Genomic DNA, 20753 nt, shown 5'->3' on the forward strand with positions numbered 1-20753 from the left:
TTACAACCGAGATGAAATATTTACCTTTTTATCATATAATTAGAAATATATGTAATGTTTCATAATGAAAGGAGCTCCTATGAATTTATTTGAAAAAGTACTTCTATATATTCTTAGTTTTATATTTTCCCCAATCGGTATTATCACATGGATCATCTCACTATTCAGTAAAGACCCTGAGAAAAAACAAGTTGGTCGTATTTGTCTCTATATCGCTTTAATTTCATTTATCCTGTTAGCAGGCCTCGGTGTTCTTACTTTCTTCACGACGACCACCATCACTACTACAGAATAATTATAGAAAGGATGACTGTTTTGGGAGAACATCCAATTTGCAAAGAACTTCGATATATACGAATATATTTAGTTGTTTTAGTGATTGTTCTTTTATTTTTTAACGGCAAACAAGTCGTTGAAATTTCTACAAATCACGATTCTATAGAAAATGTTTCGACCAGTAATATGACACAGATTGCTGAAAATACATTTGCCATTCAAGAATATAATCCATCTCTAAGTAGCGAACATACGGTCAAAATTTTCAAATATAATCCAGATACAAACCAACTGACTCTAATGAAAGAGTTTAGTACTAACGATACTGAATCTTATACGTATCAACTTAATAAGAATGAATAAAGATAAGAGCATTATGTCGCTCTTATCTTTTTATTAACATCTTTTTGAAAAATGATTTATATGTTAATAACTCTCTAGGATCCCCACATTCCACAACAATTCCATTATTCATAACAACAACCCAATCCGCTATCATCGCCCTCTCGACATCATGTGTCGCCACAATTCTCGTTACATCGCTTCCTAGTCCTTCTATCATATTCCAAACAAATTCTTGATTGCCCGGATCTAATCCCGCAGTCGGTTCATCTAAAATAATAAAATTCGGATTTGAACCAATTGCTCGCAATAATGCAAGCCGTTTTCTTTCTCCTCCCGAAAACTCTTCACCGCTTTTATGTAGTACAGTTTGAATTCCTTCAGGTAACCCCCTAATAATCGGCGTTACATTTACAAGTTCAGCACTTTTTTCTACCTCGTTTTCTAAGCCCACTTCCCCGAAATACATATTCTCTTTTACTGTCGTCCGAAAGAATCGAGGTTCTTGCCACACTGTAGTCAATCGAGCCTCATTTCCATAATAAGCAATGCTACCGTTAGATGGTTTATACAAACCTGTCATTAATTTTAAAAGCGTTGTTTTTCCTGCACCACTTTCTCCGACAATCATAACGAGTTCACCAGGATTAATTTGCAAATCAATATTATGAATTCTGCATGTCTCTTCACCATTTTCCTGAAATGAGACATTTGTTATTGTCATCCCCATCGCTCTTTCTACATTACTATTTGCCACTCGTTTATCTAAAAAGAAAAACACTCTACTTGCCGAAGCAACTGCAACTTGTGACATCATTAATAAATCTCCCACATAACGGACAGGGAAAAAGAGCATCTCTATTGTCGCTAAAACTGCAACAAGTGAACCAACTTCCATTTCGCCCTGCATTATTTTTTGCGCACCGATAATAAGAACAACGATATATGCTCCTGTTTCAATCACTGTTCCAACTACCCCAATGCAGTGCTGCATCATCGTCTTCTTTACTTCCAATTTATAAGATTGTGCCGTTACTCCCTTAAATAAGCGAATGGCCCACTTTTCTTTTTGTAAACTACGTAAATCTTGTGCTCCTTTTACAAACTGTGACATCATCTCTACAACAGTTGATTGATTTTTTTGAGCAATACTGGCAATATTTCTTATCTTTTTCCCTAAAAGCATTGGAACCATTGCACTTAAAAATAAAAATGGAGTTACCCACAATATAAACTGTATATCTATATGTTGTAGTGCTATGATCGCACCGATAAATTGCGCAATGGCGTGTATATATTCTATTAATATAGAACCATATAGCCTGACCCAGTTCGGAATATCAGATACGACTAACGTTTCTAGCTCTCCTTGTTTGATTTTCTCACTCTCTTCAAACGGTAATAGGAAAAAATGGCGCAATACATCTATACGCTTCTCTCGTAATATTCGCTGGCTCGCTTTTGAGCTTACATAATCAAATGAAAGATTGTTCACCCACATCAATAAGCGGGTAACTGTAAACAAAGTAATGTAAAAATACGCTCCCTTCAGCTCTCGTTGAATTAGGTTATCTACAATTAGTCCCATGAATAGTGGACGGGATAGATTTAAAATAGCTGCAAAAATCCCACTGCATACAGCTGCTATTACTAATATTTTTTCTTTCTGTAACGGTAACAAAATTCTTTTATATTCTTTCATGACGTTTCCTCCATTTTTTATAGTAAAAAGAAAGGGATGAAACCATTTGGTTTCATCCCTTTCCATAAAATAAGGAAGCTAACAGTTGTTAGCTTCCTTATCATTCATTTCAATTGTTTAGTTCGACACTTTAGACTCTTCAATTTTCTCACGAAGAACCATTTGTAAGATACCACCGTGACGGTAGTAGTCAATTTCAACTTCACTATCGAAACGAGCTACTACTTCAAATTGTTTTTCATTGCCATCTGCATCAGTTGCAACTACTTTTACAAGATCGCGCGGTCTAACTGTTTTGTCAATTTGAATTTCAAATGACTCGTTACCAACAAGACCTAACGTTTCAGCGCTTTCGCCATCTTTAAATTGAAGTGGTAATACGCCCATTAATACTAAGTTACTGCGGTGAATACGTTCGAAGCTTTCTGCGATTACTGCTTTAATACCTAATAAGTTTGTACCTTTTGCAGCCCAGTCACGAGAACTTCCCATACCGTAATCTTTACCAGCAACAACTAAAAGACCTGTGCCATCTTCTTTATATTTCATAGCAGCATCATAGATAGATGTTACTTCACCAGTTGGCCAGTATGTTGTATATCCGCCTTCTGTTCCTGGTGCGATTTGGTTTTTAATACGGATGTTCGCGAATGTACCACGCATCATAACTTCATGGTTACCACGACGAGAACCGTAAGAGTTAAAGTCAACTGGTTGTACGCCGTTTTCTAATAAATAGCGTCCAGCTGGTGTGTGCTTACCGATTGAACCTGCTGGTGAAATGTGGTCTGTCGTTACAGAGTCACCAAATTTACCAACTACGCGTAAGCCTGATAACGTTTCAACTTCACCTGGCTCTTTAGATAAACCTTCAAAGAATGGTGGGTTTTGAATGTACGTTGAATCATTATCCCAAGTATATAAAGCTTCGTTTGAAGTTTGGATTTCATTCCAACGCTCATTGCTGTTAAATACTTGTGCATATTCTTTCTTGAACAGCTCAGATGTAACAACGCTTTGAACTACATCTTCAATTTCTTTAGCTGATGGCCAAATGTCATTGAAGTAAACAGCATTGCCATTTGCATCTTTACCGATTTCATCATTTTTCAGGTCAATATCAACAGTACCTGCAAGTGCATATGCCACAACAAGTGGTGGTGATGCTAAGTAGTTCGCTTTTACAAGCGGGTGAATACGACCTTCAAAGTTACGGTTACCAGATAAAACAGATGTTACTAATAAATCGTTTGCTGCGATTGCTTCTTCTAATTCCGGTGCTAATGGACCAGAGTTACCGATACAAGTCGTACAGCCGTAACCAACTGTTTGGAAACCTAATTGGTCTAAATACGTTGTTAAACCTGATTTATCTAAGTACTCTGTAACAACTTTAGATCCTGGTGCTAATGATGTTTTTACGTACTCAGGTACTTTAAGTCCTTTTTCAATTGCTTTCTTCGCAACTAAACCTGCCCCAATTAATACGTATGGGTTTGATGTATTTGTACAGCTTGTAATTGCAGCAATTGCAATTGCACCTGTTTTCATCGTTACTTCTTTATCTTCTAATGTAACCTTCACTTCTTTATCGAACTCTTGCTCATTAAATCCAAGTCCTTGTGTTCCAACTGGTGCTACAACAGCTTTGTGGAACGCATCTTTCATATCTGAAAGTGGAATTAAATCTTGTGGGCGTTTCGGTCCAGAAAGGTTAGATTCGATTGTATTTAAATCAATTTCAACAAGATCAGTGTAAATTGGATCTTTGCTGTCTGCTGTATAGAATAAGCCGTTCGCTTTACAATATTCTTCAACAACGCGAATTTGCTCTTCATCTCTACCTGTTAAACGTAAGTATTCTAATGAAATTTCGTCGATTGGGAAGAATCCACAAGTTGCGCCGTATTCTGGTGCCATGTTTGAAATTGTTGCACGGTCAGCTAAAGGCATGCTCTTTAAGCCATTACCGAAGAACTCAACAAATTTACCAACTACACCTTTTTGACGTAATACTTGTGTTACTTTTAATGCAACGTCTGTTGCTGTAGTACCACTTGGAAGTGTACCCGTTAATTTCACACCGATTACTTCAGGTACTGGGAAGTATGAAGGCTGTCCAAGCATTCCTGCTTCTGCTTCAATACCACCAACGCCCCATCCAAGAACGCCGATACCGTTAATCATTGTTGTATGTGAGTCTGTTCCAACTAATGAATCTGGGTATGCAACTAAGTCACCTTCAGCATTTTTTACCGCGTGAACAACTGGTGCTAAATATTCAAGGTTTACTTGGTGTACAATACCTGTAGCTGGTGGAACTGCACGGTAGTTATCAAATGACTTTTGTGCCCAGCTTAAAAATTTATAACGTTCTTCATTACGTTTAAACTCTAAGTCCATGTTGAATGCAAGCGCGTCTGCTGTACCCGCTCTATCAACCTGTACAGAGTGATCAATTACAAGGTCTACAGTAATTTCCGGATTAATTTTATCAGGATCCCCACCCATGTCTGCCATTGCTTTACGAAGCGAAGCCAAATCAACAACAGCTGGAACACCAGTGAAATCTTGTAAAATTACACGAGATGGTTTAAATGGAACATCGATATCTTGCACATCTTTCGTTCCCCATTTCGCTAAATTTGTAACATGCTCTTCTGTGATTACACGTCCGTCTACTTGACGAAGTACTGATTCAAGTAAAACTTTCACGGAATATGGTAATTGAGATACGTTGCCAACCCCTGCATTTTCAAGCGCTTTCAAATCATAATAATGATACGTTTTTCCATCTACTTCAAAAGTTGCACGTGATTGAAATGGATTATGTTTGACCATTATGTTTCCCCCCTGTTAAACGTGACTAAGTTGTCTGAATATAAAATGTAGACAAACTTTTCAATACCTTACGATAATATCTTATTACAACTTTCTAAATAAGTAAATAATAAGAAACTTATAGATTATCATAAGTTTTCTTTATGTTTCTAAATTTGAATAGTGTTCATGTTCCTTATGAATACTATTACCATAAAGTAAAGTGCTCTATTAGCGCTTTCTTTACAGTTCATACATACTATGAACTGCTCATCATGCAACTTACAAAAAAAGTTATAGAGGTGAAATAAAATGGGTAAAAGAAAAGCAAATCATACTATTTCAGGAATGAATGCAGCATCTGCACAAGGACAAGGTGCTGGTTATAACGAAGAGTTTGCAAATGAAAACTTAACTGCTGCAGAACGACAAAATAATAAGAAACGCAAAAAGAACCAGTAACGAAAAATCCCAAAAGGAGCATTCACCTTTTGGGATTTTTTCTAATGTTTATAACGTAACAATTCCGAAACCGTTACAAATCGATAGCCCTGCTTTTTCAGTTCAGGTAATATTTTTGCTAGCGCCGCTACTGTTTGACTACGATTATTTCCCCCATCATGTAACAATACAATATCGCCACTTTTAGCATGTTTCACTACATGATTTACAATAGATTCAACCCCTGGATTTGCCCAATCACGCGGATCTTGATGCCACGACCATAGAACAGTTTGATAACCAGCTTCTTTCGCTGTTTTAAATACAGCATCGTTAATATATCCACCAGGAGGACGGAATAGCAAAGGCTCTTTCACCCATTTTTCGAAAAATTTCTTTCCATCTAAAATATCATTTTCTAATTTTTCATCCGATGAATTACTTGCATACAAATGGTTCATCGTATGATTTCCAATTTCATGCCCCTCTTTTAACACTTGTTTCACTAAATATGGATTACGCTGCACTCGAAATCCAATCATAAAAAATGTCGCTTCTGCTTTATATTGGCGCAATAAATTTAAAATTTGTGGTGTATAAGTTGGATCCGGTCCATCATCAAATGTAATAGCAATAATCTTTTCATTATTAGGTACTTCCCATGTTACATAGCCAGTTGGTTCTAGCTCTTTTCTGAGCAACATTTTCGCTTCCACTTTTTCAACTTGAAATATATGTACTGCGCATAATAAAGAAAAAATGAGTAGAAAAACTTTCTGTTTTCGCATAATATTCGTTAAAGTAAGAGGTTGTCGAATACACAACAACCTCATTTACTTTTCTAATTGATCTACATGCTGCATAATATTTTGAAGATTATTTTCGTATTGCTCAAGTTGTGGGCGTTGTGTTTCCGAAGCTACTTCTAGTGCATTTTGAATCTGTTCATAGGCTTCCTGAACCTCTTGGCGTAATTCTTTTAAATCATGACCGTAGTTTGGATCATTTTTTACAATGTTGTTAAATGCATTTTCTGCTTGTGTAACACCTTGCTGAGCCGCTTGAAAAGCTTGTTGTTTATCTTTATGATATGGCATTATACAATCCCCTTTCCATAATAGTTAGTCCCAATTATCTTTACCTTTTTTTCTAAAAACATTCTCGTATAAATTTGCAAACTTCTCTCATTCTAAAGAGAAAGAGGAGGTGTCACATACAATGGGAAAAAACAATCGTGAAGCGAAAGAGAAAAAGGGACAACCTGAACCGTTAAGCGGATCTCATAAAGTAAAAAACCGTAACCATTCACGCCAAAAACATCATGCGCATCATGATATGTAACACAAAAAGTGCACACTAGCTACCTTTTCCACATACAATATTTATATTTTTCCATTTATTCTTCACCCCTACTTCATTCATGCATAACATAGTATGAATTGAGATTTTACGGAGGGTGTCTTACATGGGCAAGAAAAAGAAGGATTGTCTTTTTCATGTTGATGGTTTCGAAGAATGGATGGATCAGTTTTGTTCTGATTCTTGTAGCAACTTTAGTTTCCCAAATCAAATTCATATTGACCTTTGTGAAACGGAACAAGAATACATTTTGGAAACAGATGTACCAAATGTGACAGAACAAAATGTAGTCATTAAAAAGATGAAGACAGGCCTAAACATTTGCATACTTCATAAAAATATTTCTTTGCAGAGGATCATTCCTTTACCCGATAATATTATTTATAAAAAGATGCTAGCCTGCTTAGAGAATGGATATTTAGCTATTCATATTTCCAAAAACGAAGTAGCTCATAAACATGAGGAAAAAGTTCTTTTTCAAATTGAGAATTAAAATAAATACAAAAATAAGCCCCAGTCGTCTACTGGGGCTTATTTTATTTCGCATGTACTTCCATATTAGAATTTCTATCATATCTTTTTTTCAATAAACCTTTTGTAACTAAAAGTACAGGAAATGCTACAGTTGAAAATATAGCTAGCGCTGAAAAGACACTAAATCCATTTTGGTACCCGTAGTAATCGAGAAGTACGCCCCCAAACCATGGACCAATTACTGCTCCAATTCCTGAAAAGCCCATTGCTCCAAAGTACGTTCCTTTTAGATGCGTAACAGCTATATCATCAATAAATACATCCGTCATCGAAAACATTAAGACTTCTCCAATTGTAAAAACAATTGTGCAAATAGCAGCACCTAGCATAGATTCTACTATTCCAAATCCAAATAATCCCCCGCTCACAAATAAAGTTCCAACCATAATGGATGCTAATGGTGTATACTTTTTACACATTTGAATAACAGGATATTGAATTACGACTACAACAATCGCATTTAATGCTAACATATATGAAAATAATTTCACTCCATCCTGGAATATATGTGCATTTGCAAAATATTGTGATACTGTCGTCGTTAAGTGAGAAAAACCACAATTACTCAAAATAATACCAACTAACGCAACTAAAAATACGACATCCTTTCGTAATATACGCAGCGCATTTAGCATTGTAACAGGCTTTTCTTTATTGATTTTCTTTTGTTCCACTGGATATTTCTTGAATTGAAACGCTAGTATAACTGTATATAGAATATATACCCCAGCTGCTACTAAAAAAGGAATTGTTGATTTTGCGCTTCCAATCTGTAATCCGACAAGTGGCCCAATTGCTACTCCAACATTGATTGCACCGTAACGCAAATTATATACGAGTAAACGATACTCTGGTTTCGTTAAATCTGATAATAACGCTCTTGACGTCGGTTCAAAAAAGGACCTACATAATCCATTTAAAGCATTTAATAAAAAGAAACTTAAAACATGATCTGCAAGTGAAAATCCTATGAATACAAATACCCAAACGATCATGGACCATATTAGAATCATATTTCGACCGAATCGATCAGATAAATTCCCTCCGATAAAACTAGCAAACACTCCAACAAGTGCACTCGTTCCAATAATAGCACCCGTCATTCCAGCTGATACGCCTTTAACAGTCGTTAAATAAATTGCTAAAAAAGGAATACTCATTGACGTGGCGAACCTCGCAAATAAAGTCCCTATTATAATTATCATTCCTAACGGATGAATATTTTGTAACTTCCCCTTCATCTTAAAAACCTACTCTCCCTGTTATCACATAAAAAAAGAAAGCAAAGGATCTGCTTTCTTTTCCCTTTTTATACTTGAGCTGTTGATACTCGAGTTGTTCTCGTTATATCCATATCTATGCCATATGTAAACTGTAATTCTTTACAAACGTCTTTAATTAAAATTGCGACATTATACTTTTCATTAAATTGTAAAACGATGTTTTCTACTTCTTCATATGTATACTTATATTCCCCTGTAATGACACTTTTTAAATCAAAGCATTCATTTATACAAAGTTGCACAAGTAGCTGGTCATATTTCTCTATTACATCTTCTTTTTTCCACAGTAACTCTTTTACATATAACCGATCAAACTTCACACTTTCGCGGTTACAATCCGTTAAAATCCGGGTCATTTCGTTTAACTCTCGATACAATTCAGAAATATTTTTGCTTAAACTAAGCAGTTTATCTACGCCGTTTTCATACAACATATTCATTCCACCCCCGCATTTTCTTTTTCTTATTATAGCAAGAAAATTCTAAAAAAAGCTTCTTTCTTCTGAAATATTAGGAAACGAATTTCAATTGCTTTACAATGAAACTAGTTAATGCGAGAGGAGAAAGAAAATTGGAGCAAAAATTATATTACACTGACGCTTATAAGCAAGACTTTACTACTAAAGTTATAAAGCAAGATTATGATAAAGACGGTAACTTATATGTTGTTTTAAACGAAACGGCATTTTACCCAACAGGTGGCGGGCAGCCCCATGATACTGGAACTTTAAATGGCATTACTGTATTTGGTGTTGAAGAAGTCAACGAAGAAATCCGCCACTTCATTACAAAACAATTACATACAGAAGAAGTAGAAGGTAAAATTAATTGGGAGCGCCGTTTTGATCATATGCAACAACATGCGGCTCAGCACATTTTATCTGCTGCTTTTTGGGACTACTTTCACATACCTACGATTGGATTCCATCTTGGTAAAGAAACGGTAACAATTGATTTAGAAACAGAAAATTTACATGCAGAAACGGTTGAAAAAGCAGTACAAATTGCGAACAAAATTGTTTTTGAAAATCATCCAATTCTTATTAAATGGATGAACTTAGAAGAAGCGAAAACATTACCACTCCGTAAAGAACCGAATATGACAGAAAATATACGCGTTGTTATGATCGAAAACTTTGATTATAACGGCTGTGGTGGAACGCATCCGAAACGTACAGGTGAAGTAGGGCCTATTCACGTACTAGGATGGGAACGTAATAAAGGCAGCATACGATTAACATTTATCGCTGGTTGGCGCACACTTAAATTAATGGGACAACAGCAACAAATTATAAAGGATGTTTCTAAACAATTAAACAGTAGCGAAGCTGATATTCCAGTAAAGGTAGCACAGCTTCTAACTTCTCAAAAAGAAGTTGAAAAAGCAATGCAAACAATGAATGAAAAATTATTATATACAGAAGCAAATGAACTACTTCAACACCCTGCCGAAATACATGCTGGCATACTTATTTCTAAAGTATTTACAAATCGTTCTATGCAAGAAATCGCAAAGCTTTCTGCTATTATTACAGAACAACAAGAACATGCCATTACATATTTCATTATTGAAAACGAGGACAAATTACAATGTATTCTTGCTTGTGGAAAAACAGTCACGCTTGATATGAGTGCTCTTTTAAAAGATGCACTTCCTGCAATTGAAGGAAAAGGTGGCGGAAATAAAAAAAGTGCTCGTGGCGGTGGGAAAGCGATTATGACTGGGGATGAGTTTTTAAATCAACTTGTTTCTTCTTTACAGTCAGCAGTGTAAAACATGTTATGAAGGATAGCGAACGGCTATCCTTCAACTATATTTACAGGCCAATATTTTGTTTCAATCCTTGGTAACTCCCTGCATTTGCAAACCCTTCATTTACAAGCTTTATAAAGGTTTCCGAAAAACCATGCTGACTTAATTCGTCTATTGGCATCATTTGTACATCATGAATCGGATTATGATCAAATTCATTTGATGGTAACATAATTTCCCCTGTAATCTTTTCAAGTAGAAATGTAATATGTAATAAAGATGGACTGGCATCTGGTTTATCACAAACATAGAGTAGCTTCTTAATTTTAACTTCTAATCCCGTTTCTTCTCTCATTTCTCTAACCATCGCCTCTTCTAACATTTCACCATTCTCCACTCTTCCTCCAGGTAAAGACCAATTCCGATTAGCAATTTTTTGCTTTACTAGCAATACTTTTTCATCTTCAATTAAAATTCCAGTAACACGAACTTGCATTACATTTTCCATATGTAATCTCCTCTTCCCATTATATTTACAAATTAATCCTTCCATAAAAAGAACGTACGTTTTATAATTAAAGAAAAATATGGAAGAAAGAAGTTGTTACATTCATGCGTCCACCTTTAACAAAGTCTATATCACTTGAAGATTTCCAAAACTATTATTGGTTAAAAGAAGAACTGCAAACATTTTGTCATGAGCATGGGTTGCCAGCTAGTGGCTCTAAGATTGAAATAGCCAATCGTATCTCCCATTATTTACATACTGGTAAAATATTAAAAAACAGCTCTGATCCAAAAGCGAGTAAAACTTCCCTCTCTTATAAAGACCTTTCTCTTCAAACGATTATTACTAACAATCACCGCTGTAGCGAAGATGTTCGTGCTTTTTTTAAAGAAAAAATCGGAACAAAATTCCGCTTTACAGTAGCTCTTCAAAAGTTTTTTAAAGAGAATATTGGAAAAACATATGAAGATGCGATAACGTTTTGGTATGAAGAAAACGAACGAAAAAAAGACCCTACATATAAAACAACTATCAGCGCGCATTTTGAATACAATCGCTTTACTCGTGACTTTTTCGAAGATCCAAATAACAAAGGAAAATCAAAAGCTGATGCTATCGCTGCTTGGAACGAAATAAAAGCAAAGCCTGGTAGCAATGCTTATGTTCCTCAAAAAGTAGAGAACTAGTTCCTTGCTAGTCTTCTACTTTCTCAAATAATAGTGCAAGCCCTATTCCGCCCCCTATTCCTAACGTCGCGATTCCGTATTTCATACGCTCTCGTTTCGCCTGATAAAACAAGCGCGTTACAAGCATAGCCCCAGATGCACCGTATGGATGACCAAGCGCAATTGCTCCACCATTGACATTCAATTTTTTATATGGAATTTGTAACTCCTTTGCACAAGCAACAACTTTTGAAGCAAACGCTTCATTTATTTCAAAATAATCGATGTCCTCTACTTTCATATTCATTTCGTTTAATAATTTGTTCACCGCAAATATCGGACCAGTCCCCGGAAGATTTGGATCCACTCCAACTACAGCACTACAAACAAAACGAAGAATAGGCTTGTATCCTAATTTTCGAGCTTGCCGCTCTTCCATTACAAGAACTGCACACGCCCCGTCGTTTACACCACATGAATTCCCTGCCGTTACTGTACCATTTTGTAGAAATGCGGGTTTAGTTCTTTTAATCATTCGTTCATAATTCATTTCTGGCTTTATAGACTCATCTAACAATCCATTAAAAGACAATATTTCATCATGTATATATCCTTTTTCTAACGCTTGCAGTGTTCGTTTGTAGCTGAGGCAAGCATATTCGTCTTGCATTTCTCTCGTGATGTTATAACGTTCTGCAACATATTCAGCCGCTACTCCCATATCAGGATCGCCTATTGTTTCTGGTGAAAATCGTGCTCTATTTTGAAAAGGTGACGTACTTGTACTCTCTACTCCTCCTGCAATATAACAATTACCTGCTCCACCTTGAATAAAATGACATGCGGTGCGAATCGCTTCCAATCCGGCACCACATTGCCGGTCAATCGTTACTCCCGGAATATGATAACCAAGTCCTACCTCTAACGCAGATAATCTCGCAACATTTCCTCCTGGCCCAACAACATTCCCTAATATGACATCATCTATTTCTCTCTCAATTCCTTTACTTAAAAATGTAAGAAGTGGCGTTGCTAATTGCTGAACTTCATATTCTTTTAACATCCCATTCTTCTTACCGATAGGAGTTCTTTTCGCCTCTACAATAACCGCTCTATTCATATATCTTCTCCCGGTTTTCAATCATACTTTTTGCTGTAATACGGGCAATCTTCCCGCTATTTGTATACGGTATTTCATTAACGAAATACCATTCTTTCGGTATTTTAAAAGAGGATAATCGTTGTAAGCAAAAACTTTTTAATTGTTGCTTCGTAACACTTCCTTTTACGATGGCGACAGGTTTTTCACCCCAGTAACTATCTTCCACACCAATTACAACTATTTCATCAACAGCTGGATGTTCATGTAATACGCTTTCTATTTCTTCTGGGAAAATATTAATTCCTCCAAATAAAATCATATTCTTCTCTCTACCGACAATATAAATAAATCCTTCTTCATCTTCATAACCTACATCTCGCACTGTCATCCAGCCATCTGCATTCAACTCCCGTGCTAAAACCCCATCTATTATGTATCCCATAAAAAACTGATCACTTTTCACATAAACAGTTCCTATCTCACCTTTCTGTACTTCTTTTCCTGCCTCATTACATACTCGAACTTGCACATTGTGACAAGGTTTCCCTACTGAATTTGGCCTTCTTTCGCTCTCTTCATCAACTAATGCTGTTACAAAACTCAGTTCCGATGCACCGTAAAATTCATATCTTTTCGCATAAGGAAATATACTCTTTATTTTTTCTTTCGCTTCAGCTTCCCACTTCGCTCCTGACGAAATTATTTTCATTTCATTTTCTATTACTCTATTTTCTTTATATAAAGATTCCAGCATTGTTGGTACGGTATACATGACCGAAATATTTTCAGTTTCTAACTTATCTAACACTTGATTTGGAATAAACTTCCTCATAATATGTACGGTTTGTCCTATATATAATGCACTTATTGCACCGTATAAGAAAAGAGAGTGAACGAGCGTTCCAGCTATTAAAATAGATTCTTCTTTTTTCATATGAAAGTCATGTATATTACAATTAAAACTATGAACCCACGATTGTTGCGCACGTAAAAATGCCTTTGCCTTTCCTGTTGATCCTGATGTAAATCCCATATAAAAAGGAGCATCTTGTAAACTTTCTACAATGTGCTCTGTAGGAAGATAGTTCTCTATTATTTGTTTCCATTTATCAATTTCAATTATTCTTCCTTCTTCATCGGAAATATCATTTAATTTATATCGTTCCGCAATAATCATATCTGAATTACTGATTGCTAGTCTTTCCTTTAGCTCATCCTTTTTCCATTTTATATCTAATGGCACACAAACCCATCCGGCCATAGCGGCACCAGCGAATAGTTCTAAAAACTCTATACGATTTTCTAATACAATCGCTATCGTTTTATTCTTCGATTCTTTTTCATTCAACCAGTTTGCTACTTTATACACTGACTCAAACCACTCTTTGTATGTTAAAACTCGATCATTTTCCTTAATTGCTATTTTATTTGGTTGTAAAGAGGCATGTTTTTTATATTCTTTTGTAATACCCATATGAGACGTCCTTTCTTTCCAAAATAATAAAAAGAAACACGCAACGAACGTGTTTCTTCTCTTTCTTATCCCGCATTTGTATATTTGCTTCTCTTTAGAGCAGGCGTAATAATATGTTTCAATGAACGATGTAATTTCGTTACAAGAATTGCTGCTATAATCGCTTTTATGCAATCACCTGGTAAAAACACAACACTCACTTTCATCGTTTCCCATACAGAAATATCCATTACGAAAGCTTGCACAAGGATACCAAATACATAAACTACGAAAATACCACCAATTATATTAATACATAATACTTTTATAATAGAAACTTCACGTAAACGCTCAATTAAGTAACCAATGACAAATGCTCCAACGATATAACCAAGTAAATATCCTGCACTTGGCCCAACAAATACGCCAAAGCCACCACGTCCACCAGCAAGTAATGGCGCTCCAACTCCTACAATAAGTAAGAAAATAAGCTGGCTTAATGCACCTAGACGTGATCCTAACAACCCACCAGCAAGCATAACACCGAGTGATTGTAATGTAATTGGAACTGGTGTAATAGAAAGAGCAATTGGAGGTATTAACCCTAACACTCCCATAATAGAACTAAATAAAGCGACGAAAACTAAGTTTTTTGTATTCATATTTGCTTCTCCTATTTGTAAACTCAAAATGATTTTTAGATAACATATTATAGGAGTTATATTATCTTTCTATTTAGCGTTTGTCAACTTATTTTTAAATTAGGTTTACAAATATAAATTCCATTATTTCTCTTTATGCAAATGCTCAAGTTCTTTCCGAAGCGCCTGTTTTAAAAACTTCCCAACAGATGTTTTCGGTATTTCTTCCATAAATACAATATCGTCTGGTAACCACCACTTCGCAAACTGTGGTTTTAAAAACTCATATATTTCCTCTTTCGTAACTGTACTATTTTTCTTTTGAACGACGCAGGCAACAGGGCGCTCTTGCCACTGCGGATGAGGAACAGCAACGACAGCCGCTTCAAATATAGCATCATGTGCCATTAAAGCATTTTCAAGGTCTACTGAAGAAATCCACTCGCCTCCGCTTTTAATCACATCTTTCGTACGGTCGACAATTTTTACGCAGCCTTCCTCATCGACTGTGACAACATCTCCTGTATATAACCATCCATCGCGAAAGCCTTCAACAGTACGATCATCGTTATAATAGCTTTCAGCGATCCATGGCGCTCGTAAACATAGTTCTCCCATCTCCGTACTATCCCACTTCACTTCACCATTTGTACCGACTACTTTCATTTCTACACCAGGGACAAGATACCCTTGCTTTGATCTAATTTCTAATTGCTCTTCATACGATAATTCTGTTTCATAACTTTTTAAACGTGCAAGTGTTACGAGTGGGCTTGTTTCGGTCATACCATATGCATGGATGAAAGGAACATTGTGTTTCTGTTCAAATGCTTTAATAACACTCTTCGGTGCAGCTGCACCACCGCATAGTATTCTCGTCATACTAGATAAATCGTAACTATTATTTTCTAACTCTTGTAATACACCAAGCCAAATTGTCGGCACACCAGCAGCTAACGTCACTTTTTCAGCTTGAATCATTTCTAATAAAATTTTTGGCGTAAACATCGGTCCTGGAAGCACTTGTTTTGATCCAAACCAAGTAGCTGCGAAAGGTAGTCCCCAAGCATTCACATGGAACATCGGTACAATAGCCATTGCCGCATCACTTTCCGATAAAGCAGCTGTATCTGCTAAACCGAGTGCCATACAATGCAGTACAGTACTACGATGCGTATATACAACACCTTTTGGATTTCCTGTAGTCGCTGACGTATAACACATACCAGCAGGTGTATTTTCATCAATATCTTTTACAAATTGGAAATTTGGATCGCCTTCTTCTAATAGTTTTTCATAATGATATACAGGTTCTAGCGTAGTATTTGGAATTTCATCTTTATCAGTCATAATAATGTAAGCTTGTACAGTTGATAATTGTGATTGAATATTTTCAATGAGCGGTACGAGATCTTCATCAATAAGTAGAATTCGATCTTCTGCATGCTGAATAATGTATGAAATATGTTGAGGAGATAAACGAATATTAATTGTGTGCAAAACGGAAGCAATACCAGGAATAGCAAAATACGCTTCCACATGTCGATGATGATTCCACGCTAACGTTCCTATACGCTCGCCTTCTTTAATTCCTAATTTTTTTAACGCACTGGAAAGCCTTCTCGTTCTTTCACCTAACTGCTTATACGTTAATGTCGTAACTGTGTCATGTGTCCGTGAAACAATTTCTTTCTTCGAAAACAGTTTTTCTGCTCTTTCCATCATAGAACTAATTGTTAGCGGTACATTCATCATCATATTGGTTACATCCCCCTTTAAAGCGTTTTCATTTTTTGTTTATTATAACAGACTTCTACAAATAATCACGACATTTTTCTGTATTTTCTGAATTATTTCTTTGGAAATAATTCAGAAAATACTAAGAGAAAACACATTAAAACTCCTTCTTACGATATATAAATACCGAAATAACAAAAGAAAAGATATATATGATAACGCCCAATATTGTATATAGAATTGAAACGTATACAGATAAATTTAAATTTGATATTGGAAATTGTTCTATTAGATAGCCAATTACACTTTGTAATCCAAAATAAGTTACAAGTCCCCCGCATGCGCCTCCAATTGTAATAGCATCAGATTTTTCTGCTCCAAAAACATAGAGAAGTGGGTAAGCTATTGCTCCGGCATTAAGGATGATAAACGTCCCTAAAGAAACACTCTTAAATATCCCATCATCAATTGGTGTATCTGAAACGAAACTATGTATATAAAATATGCCATACGACAATAAAGTACCAATAATTACAACTAAAAAATAGAAAAGGTAATGACTTTGTACAATGTTATTTCTAGTAATCGGTAAAGTAAGTACATATTTTTCATAACCTGACTTACTCTCATATTTAATAACTTCAAGTGCAGGAATTGCAGCAAATAAGATAATGAATGTAGCAATTAAACGGTACATTGAAGCATTACCAAAATAAAAAACAAATCCCGATCCTAATATCGCTATTCCCATGAACGTAAAGAAAGTTCGATACACTAGATAATAGTTTGTCAATAATAAACCTCTCATTTATTTTTCACTCCTCGTTAATAAGACACTCATTTCTTCTATCGAAATGGTTCTATGAGCAATCCCATTTGGTAGTTTATGCACATCTGATACAAGTACATTGAAATAAGAGCCATTATTCCTTTTCACCACAACTATATCTTTGTTAATTAAAGTTAGTTGTTCCTCATCAACATCTACAATGGCATAATTGTTCAAAACCTTATTCTTTTCTTCATTCAATAAAATTTCTCCATCTTTTATAATGATAAGATGGCTAGCTATTTTTTCTACATCACTCATAATATGAGAAGAAAGTAGTATACCACCATTACTTTTACTCACAAAACTTTTTAACTCCTCTAATACCTGCTCCCTAGATGAAGGATCGAGACCTCCCGTCGCTTCATCTAGGATTAATAATTTTGCATTATGTGACAGCGCAACAGCTATAGTTAGTTTCATTGACATTCCACGCGAGAATTTACCTACTTTCTCATTAGTAGGTAAAGAGAAAGAATGAACTAATCGATAAAAATTTTCTCTATCCCAAGATTCAAACATCTTTTCAAAAACTTTATTTAGTTGTTTTATTGTAAGATGAGCCGGGAGATTCATAGCATCAAATACGACTCCTATCTTTTCCTTAATCTTGGCATCTTTATTTATATTTTCTTTACCAAATATTTTTACTGTACCATTATCTTTAGAAATTAATTGTAATACTGTTTTAAAGGTTGTTGATTTCCCAGCTCCATTGTTACCAATGAATCCAACAATTGATCCAGACGGCACATTGAAAGAAACATCTCTTAAAACAACTTTATTTCCAAATGATTTACTTAGATTTTCAATTTCTAGAAGATTTGACATCATTACACTCCTATCTTAACTTTTCATAAAAATATGTTTTCTCCTATTAAAAATTATCCACCTTTTCTCTCACTTTCTTTTTCAGTTTAAAAATAAGACGATTACTATACTCTTTATTTTCTACTAAAATTCGATACGCCTCTAATACTCCTAACACACGAACAAAAAGATAAACTCCAATAGCAATAAGTACAACACAATAAGGGTGATACTGGACTAATTCTCCTGAAGTGATATGCTTTTTCTCAAATAAAAAAGGTAGCGCTCCTGCTGCTATAAAACAAAATCCAACGATTATTACTACAGCATACTTTTTCTTAATAATTGCATATCTTGTTGTCAATTCTTTTAGAAAGTTTTGATCAAATAATAATTCTTCCTTTTTTAATACATTGTATCGACTCTCTTCTATCATTACAGGTACCATCATTGCTCCAATACCAAGGACAGCAATAATGATGACAAGGAACATAGACATTGTTACATTTTCTTTAAATAATAAATACGGTATTGTAGATAAAATGAGCAAACTAAACCCTAGCGCTATATATTTAGAAATTTTTTGTCCGTACACTATATACCCTTCTGCCATTTCCTGACTTACGTAATAGCCATCCACATTTTCATTACTTTTCTCTGCAGTTTCTTTTAATAAATAGTCGAGTGATACTTCAAAAACATTTCCAATCATTATTAACTTTTCAGTTTCAGGAAAACCTTGACCGTTTTCCCATTTACTAACCGCTTGCCTTGTTGTATTTAATTTTTCAGCTAATGCTTCTTGAGAAAGGCCCTTTCCCTTTCTTAATTTAAAAAGCTTTTCACCAAATCCCATATGTGTGTGTCCCCCTTTGTTTTCTTACCTAAATTGTATGTAAACATTGCCCTTGTCTCTATCTTCCTGCGGTTGCACTTTGTCAACTTACGGTTGCGAATGTGTTATATAGCGGTTTTCTATACAATTTAGCTAGTTTTCTTTTATGATTATGGTGTGAATAAAAACCTCCCATCTCAATAACCAATTATAACAATTAAAGGTAATTATTGTTACCCAAAAATAAAAACTCCTTTATTTATTTAAAGGAGTTTTCGATATGAAATATTTCTAGAATGGCTAATTTTCTATCTCAATTAATTCACAATTTCTTCTATACATTTTTGTACGTTGTGCAACGATTCATAAGCATCCCACACAGTATATGTTGTTATCTCTTTATATAAGGCATATTCATATATATGTAAAATATTTCTCCTATTAACTTCCCTAATAAAAACACTTTTTAATAATCATAACGGCTTCTGCTTAAACTTTTCATAATGTCGTACTTTTAATAAAAGGACATTCCCGCAATCTGTACAAATATAAGCATCTACTGGTGAAGATGTGAACATCGTCTCCTTTTTCCGTATTTGTGCATAACCGACAAACTCACCTTCTCCTATGTTATGAGAACCACAATTAGAGCATGTCTGCACGTCTTTCTGTTTCATGAGAGCACCACCTTTAATCTGTTTCCACTCCCTTCGACAGTCCACTTCCATTTCCCTTCCAAAAAACTTCATATTCTCTTACATTTCAACAGGAATATCAGAACAAACATCGTATATGTACTATGAAATATATTTACTGACGGAGGAATTATATGAGTACAATTATGACGCCCAATACAGCACAAGAAATAGAAAACGCAGAAATACATATGCTTTCTTCTAGATTAGAGGCACTACAAGCGATAAAAGAAAATCCAATGCAAGTACAAATAGAACAATTCGGAAGTGCCACCGCCTTTTCATCAAAAGTAATTGCTGGTCCTGCTTTTAATACGATAAAAGGTATTACAAATACAACTCAGATAGATGAAATCATCTCTTATTATCAATTACTACAAATCCCTTGTCGTTTTGAAATTACGCCAGCGCAAGGTACAGCTGAACTATTTCAATACTTATCTGAAAAAGGTTTTTATCAATCTAGCTTCCATACCGCTTTATATAGTACACCGCGAGAAGATCCGTCCCTTCTTCCTTCTAACATTTCAGTACGCAAATTAAAAGAAAATGAGTTTAATGTTTTTGCAGACATATATGTACGTGGATTTAACATGCCATCCTTTACAAAAGATGGTGTGCGCCAAAATAACGAAATTCTCCACAATAAACCAGGATGGCATTTTTTCATAGCTGAAGTTCAAAACATTCCTGCGGGCATTGGTGTCCTGTATATAAATAAGGGTGTCGCATCATTAGCTGCTTCTGCTACTTTGCCAGAATTTCAGCGTAAAGGTTGTCACACTGCATTAATTCAAAAACGAATTGAGACAGCTATTGAATCCAATTGTCATTTAATAGTCGGACAAGCAAGATTCGGTAGCAGCAGTCAAAATAATATGGAACGTGCCCATATGAAGATCGCTTATACAAAATCAATCTGGACCGCCAAAAACATATAATTAATATTCTTTCTCTTCTCATTACAA

General features: G+C 35.2%; 23 protein-coding genes and 1 pseudogene. 8 read left to right on the forward strand and 16 right to left on the reverse strand.

Annotated elements, in window-relative coordinates; translation table 11 throughout:
* The first annotated feature begins 79 nt into the window (after nt 1-79).
* Together MR147_RS12395 and MR147_RS12400 are read left to right on the forward strand one after the other, a co-directional pair.
* On the forward strand, nt 80-295 hold the full coding sequence (locus tag MR147_RS12395; RefSeq protein ID WP_016125104.1) for a hypothetical protein: 216 nt from the start codon (nt 80-82) through the stop codon (nt 293-295).
* 11 nt (nt 296-306) lie between these two features.
* Nucleotides 307-639: a YmzC family protein gene (locus tag MR147_RS12400; protein ID WP_074609083.1), complete on the forward strand. Its 333-nt coding sequence runs from the start codon at nt 307-309 to the stop codon at nt 637-639.
* A 22-nt stretch (nt 640-661) separates the two neighbouring features.
* Here the strand turns inward: MR147_RS12400 and MR147_RS12405 are convergent, their stop codons facing one another.
* Together MR147_RS12405 and acnA are read right to left on the reverse strand one after the other, a co-directional pair.
* Complete coding sequence (locus MR147_RS12405; protein ID WP_139302843.1) at nt 662-2386, reverse strand: ABC transporter ATP-binding protein; 1725 nt, start codon at nt 2384-2386, stop codon at nt 662-664.
* Nucleotides 2387-2437: 51 nt separating this feature from the next.
* Complete coding sequence (acnA, locus tag MR147_RS12410; protein ID WP_000238572.1) at nt 2438-5161, reverse strand: aconitate hydratase AcnA; 2724 nt, start codon at nt 5159-5161, stop codon at nt 2438-2440.
* Between the two features lie 291 nt (nt 5162-5452).
* Between acnA and sspO the strand changes: the two genes are divergently transcribed.
* Nucleotides 5453-5602 (forward strand): acid-soluble spore protein SspO, encoded by a 150-nt coding sequence (gene sspO / locus MR147_RS12415; protein ID WP_000518051.1) that lies wholly within the window; start codon nt 5453-5455, stop codon nt 5600-5602.
* A 41-nt stretch (nt 5603-5643) separates the two neighbouring features.
* On the opposite strand, the gene pdaB is transcribed toward sspO, so the two are convergent.
* Nucleotides 5644-6369 carry a polysaccharide deacetylase family sporulation protein PdaB gene (pdaB, locus tag MR147_RS12420; protein ID WP_046199008.1) on the reverse strand — a complete coding sequence of 242 codons (726 nt, stop codon included), beginning with the start codon at nt 6367-6369 and terminating at the stop codon, nt 5644-5646.
* Nucleotides 6370-6414: 45 nt separating this feature from the next.
* Nucleotides 6415-6678, reverse strand: coding sequence for a hypothetical protein (locus tag MR147_RS12425; RefSeq protein ID WP_001146294.1), 264 nt, complete (start codon nt 6676-6678; stop codon nt 6415-6417).
* Nucleotides 6679-6799: 121 nt separating this feature from the next.
* On the opposite strand from MR147_RS12425, the gene MR147_RS12430 reads away from it, so the two are divergent.
* Together MR147_RS12430 and MR147_RS12435 are read left to right on the forward strand one after the other, a co-directional pair.
* Nucleotides 6800-6922: a small acid-soluble spore protein P gene (locus MR147_RS12430; protein ID WP_000517649.1), complete on the forward strand. Its 123-nt coding sequence runs from the start codon at nt 6800-6802 to the stop codon at nt 6920-6922.
* Nucleotides 6923-7046: 124 nt separating this feature from the next.
* Entirely contained in the window at nt 7047-7433 is a 387-nt protein-coding gene (locus MR147_RS12435; RefSeq protein WP_000516745.1) for an Hsp20/alpha crystallin family protein, read from the forward strand.
* Between the two features lie 43 nt (nt 7434-7476).
* Here the strand turns inward: MR147_RS12435 and MR147_RS12440 are convergent, their stop codons facing one another.
* Both MR147_RS12440 and MR147_RS12445 read right to left on the reverse strand, forming a co-directional pair.
* Nucleotides 7477-8715: an MDR family MFS transporter gene (locus MR147_RS12440; protein WP_074609077.1), complete on the reverse strand. Its 1239-nt coding sequence runs from the start codon at nt 8713-8715 to the stop codon at nt 7477-7479.
* Between the two features lie 68 nt (nt 8716-8783).
* The gene (locus MR147_RS12445) at nt 8784-9191 is read right to left on the reverse strand and encodes a hypothetical protein (RefSeq protein WP_000965134.1); all 408 of its coding nucleotides are present in this window, start codon (nt 9189-9191) and stop codon (nt 8784-8786) included.
* Nucleotides 9192-9328: 137 nt separating this feature from the next.
* Between MR147_RS12445 and MR147_RS12450 the strand changes: the two genes are divergently transcribed.
* Nucleotides 9329-10531 carry an alanyl-tRNA editing protein gene (locus tag MR147_RS12450; RefSeq protein WP_175574537.1) on the forward strand — a complete coding sequence of 401 codons (1203 nt, stop codon included), beginning with the start codon at nt 9329-9331 and terminating at the stop codon, nt 10529-10531.
* A gap of 43 nt (nt 10532-10574) precedes the next feature.
* Here MR147_RS12450 and MR147_RS12455 read toward each other — a convergent pair whose 3' ends face one another.
* Nucleotides 10575-11018 (reverse strand): NUDIX hydrolase, encoded by a 444-nt coding sequence (locus tag MR147_RS12455; protein ID WP_000432558.1) that lies wholly within the window; start codon nt 11016-11018, stop codon nt 10575-10577.
* 104 nt (nt 11019-11122) lie between these two features.
* Here MR147_RS12455 and MR147_RS12460 point away from each other — a divergent pair, with 104 nt between their 5' ends.
* The gene (locus MR147_RS12460; RefSeq protein ID WP_074609073.1) at nt 11123-11704 is read left to right on the forward strand and encodes a DUF6434 domain-containing protein; all 582 of its coding nucleotides are present in this window, start codon (nt 11123-11125) and stop codon (nt 11702-11704) included.
* A gap of 7 nt (nt 11705-11711) precedes the next feature.
* Here the strand turns inward: MR147_RS12460 and MR147_RS12465 are convergent, their stop codons facing one another.
* The 9 genes and pseudogenes from MR147_RS12465 to MR147_RS12500 all read right to left on the reverse strand — a co-directional run bounded on the left by MR147_RS12465 (nt 11712) and on the right by MR147_RS12500 (nt 19767).
* A complete protein-coding gene (locus MR147_RS12465) occupies nt 11712-12803 on the reverse strand; it encodes an acetyl-CoA C-acyltransferase (RefSeq protein WP_073541352.1) in 1092 nt (363 codons plus the stop codon).
* A complete protein-coding gene (locus MR147_RS12470; protein ID WP_074609072.1) occupies nt 12796-14259 on the reverse strand; it encodes an acyl-CoA synthetase in 1464 nt (487 codons plus the stop codon). The genes MR147_RS12465 and MR147_RS12470 overlap by 8 nt, the downstream gene beginning before the upstream one ends.
* A 65-nt stretch (nt 14260-14324) precedes the next feature.
* The gene (locus MR147_RS12475; RefSeq protein ID WP_074609070.1) at nt 14325-14900 is read right to left on the reverse strand and encodes a biotin transporter BioY; all 576 of its coding nucleotides are present in this window, start codon (nt 14898-14900) and stop codon (nt 14325-14327) included.
* A gap of 123 nt (nt 14901-15023) precedes the next feature.
* A complete protein-coding gene (locus tag MR147_RS12480; RefSeq protein WP_000980184.1) occupies nt 15024-16637 on the reverse strand; it encodes a long-chain fatty acid--CoA ligase in 1614 nt (537 codons plus the stop codon).
* A 136-nt stretch (nt 16638-16773) separates the two neighbouring features.
* Entirely contained in the window at nt 16774-17424 is a 651-nt protein-coding gene (locus tag MR147_RS12485; protein ID WP_074609069.1) for an ABC-2 transporter permease, read from the reverse strand.
* Entirely contained in the window at nt 17425-18276 is an 852-nt protein-coding gene (locus MR147_RS12490) for an ABC transporter ATP-binding protein (protein WP_074609067.1), read from the reverse strand.
* Between the two features lie 46 nt (nt 18277-18322).
* Nucleotides 18323-19111, reverse strand: a complete 789-nt coding sequence (locus MR147_RS12495; protein WP_000505634.1) for a helix-turn-helix domain-containing protein — start codon at nt 19109-19111, stop codon at nt 18323-18325.
* A gap of 299 nt (nt 19112-19410) precedes the next feature.
* Nucleotides 19411-19545 (reverse strand): annotated as a pseudogene (locus MR147_RS27170) (GNAT family N-acetyltransferase); the annotation flags it as partial.
* Nucleotides 19546-19563: 18 nt separating this feature from the next.
* Nucleotides 19564-19767, reverse strand: coding sequence for a hypothetical protein (locus MR147_RS12500; protein WP_000810208.1), 204 nt, complete (start codon nt 19765-19767; stop codon nt 19564-19566).
* A 152-nt stretch (nt 19768-19919) separates the two neighbouring features.
* On the opposite strand from MR147_RS12500, the gene MR147_RS12505 reads away from it, so the two are divergent.
* Nucleotides 19920-20726: a GNAT family N-acetyltransferase gene (locus MR147_RS12505; protein ID WP_074609065.1), complete on the forward strand. Its 807-nt coding sequence runs from the start codon at nt 19920-19922 to the stop codon at nt 20724-20726.
* Nucleotides 20727-20753: the final 27 nt, after the last annotated feature.

The sequence above is a fragment of the Bacillus cereus group sp. BfR-BA-01350 genome (genome assembly GCF_022663775.1).
GTDB classification, from domain to species: Bacteria; Bacillota; Bacilli; order Bacillales; family Bacillaceae_G; genus Bacillus_A; species Bacillus_A paranthracis.

Coding starts and splice junctions, on each gene's coding strand:
- MR147_RS12395 (WP_016125104.1), top strand. CDS start 80: ATGAATTTATTTGAAAAAGTACTTCTATATATTCTTAGTTTTATATTT.
- MR147_RS12400 (WP_074609083.1), top strand. CDS start 307: ATGACTGTTTTGGGAGAACATCCAATTTGCAAAGAACTTCGATATATA.
- MR147_RS12405 (WP_139302843.1), bottom strand. CDS start 2,386: ATGGAAAGGGATGAAACCAAATGGTTTCATCCCTTTCTTTTTACTATA.
- acnA (WP_000238572.1), bottom strand. CDS start 5,161: ATGGTCAAACATAATCCATTTCAATCACGTGCAACTTTTGAAGTAGAT.
- sspO (WP_000518051.1), top strand. CDS start 5,453: ATGGGTAAAAGAAAAGCAAATCATACTATTTCAGGAATGAATGCAGCA.
- pdaB (WP_046199008.1), bottom strand. CDS start 6,369: ATGCGAAAACAGAAAGTTTTTCTACTCATTTTTTCTTTATTATGCGCA.
- MR147_RS12425 (WP_001146294.1), bottom strand. CDS start 6,678: ATGCCATATCATAAAGATAAACAACAAGCTTTTCAAGCGGCTCAGCAA.
- MR147_RS12430 (WP_000517649.1), top strand. CDS start 6,800: ATGGGAAAAAACAATCGTGAAGCGAAAGAGAAAAAGGGACAACCTGAA.
- MR147_RS12435 (WP_000516745.1), top strand. CDS start 7,047: ATGGGCAAGAAAAAGAAGGATTGTCTTTTTCATGTTGATGGTTTCGAA.
- MR147_RS12440 (WP_074609077.1), bottom strand. CDS start 8,715: ATGAAGGGGAAGTTACAAAATATTCATCCGTTAGGAATGATAATTATA.
- MR147_RS12445 (WP_000965134.1), bottom strand. CDS start 9,191: ATGTTGTATGAAAACGGCGTAGATAAACTGCTTAGTTTAAGCAAAAAT.
- MR147_RS12455 (WP_000432558.1), bottom strand. CDS start 11,018: ATGGAAAATGTAATGCAAGTTCGTGTTACTGGAATTTTAATTGAAGAT.
- MR147_RS12460 (WP_074609073.1), top strand. CDS start 11,123: ATGCGTCCACCTTTAACAAAGTCTATATCACTTGAAGATTTCCAAAAC.
- MR147_RS12465 (WP_073541352.1), bottom strand. CDS start 12,803: ATGAATAGAGCGGTTATTGTAGAGGCGAAAAGAACTCCTATCGGTAAG.
- MR147_RS12470 (WP_074609072.1), bottom strand. CDS start 14,259: ATGGGTATTACAAAAGAATATAAAAAACATGCCTCTTTACAACCAAAT.
- MR147_RS12475 (WP_074609070.1), bottom strand. CDS start 14,900: ATGAATACAAAAAACTTAGTTTTCGTCGCTTTATTTAGTTCTATTATG.
- MR147_RS12480 (WP_000980184.1), bottom strand. CDS start 16,637: ATGATGATGAATGTACCGCTAACAATTAGTTCTATGATGGAAAGAGCA.
- MR147_RS12485 (WP_074609069.1), bottom strand. CDS start 17,424: ATGAGAGGTTTATTATTGACAAACTATTATCTAGTGTATCGAACTTTC.
- MR147_RS12490 (WP_074609067.1), bottom strand. CDS start 18,276: ATGTCAAATCTTCTAGAAATTGAAAATCTAAGTAAATCATTTGGAAAT.
- MR147_RS12495 (WP_000505634.1), bottom strand. CDS start 19,111: ATGGGATTTGGTGAAAAGCTTTTTAAATTAAGAAAGGGAAAGGGCCTT.
- MR147_RS12500 (WP_000810208.1), bottom strand. CDS start 19,767: ATGAAACAGAAAGACGTGCAGACATGCTCTAATTGTGGTTCTCATAAC.
- MR147_RS12505 (WP_074609065.1), top strand. CDS start 19,920: ATGAGTACAATTATGACGCCCAATACAGCACAAGAAATAGAAAACGCA.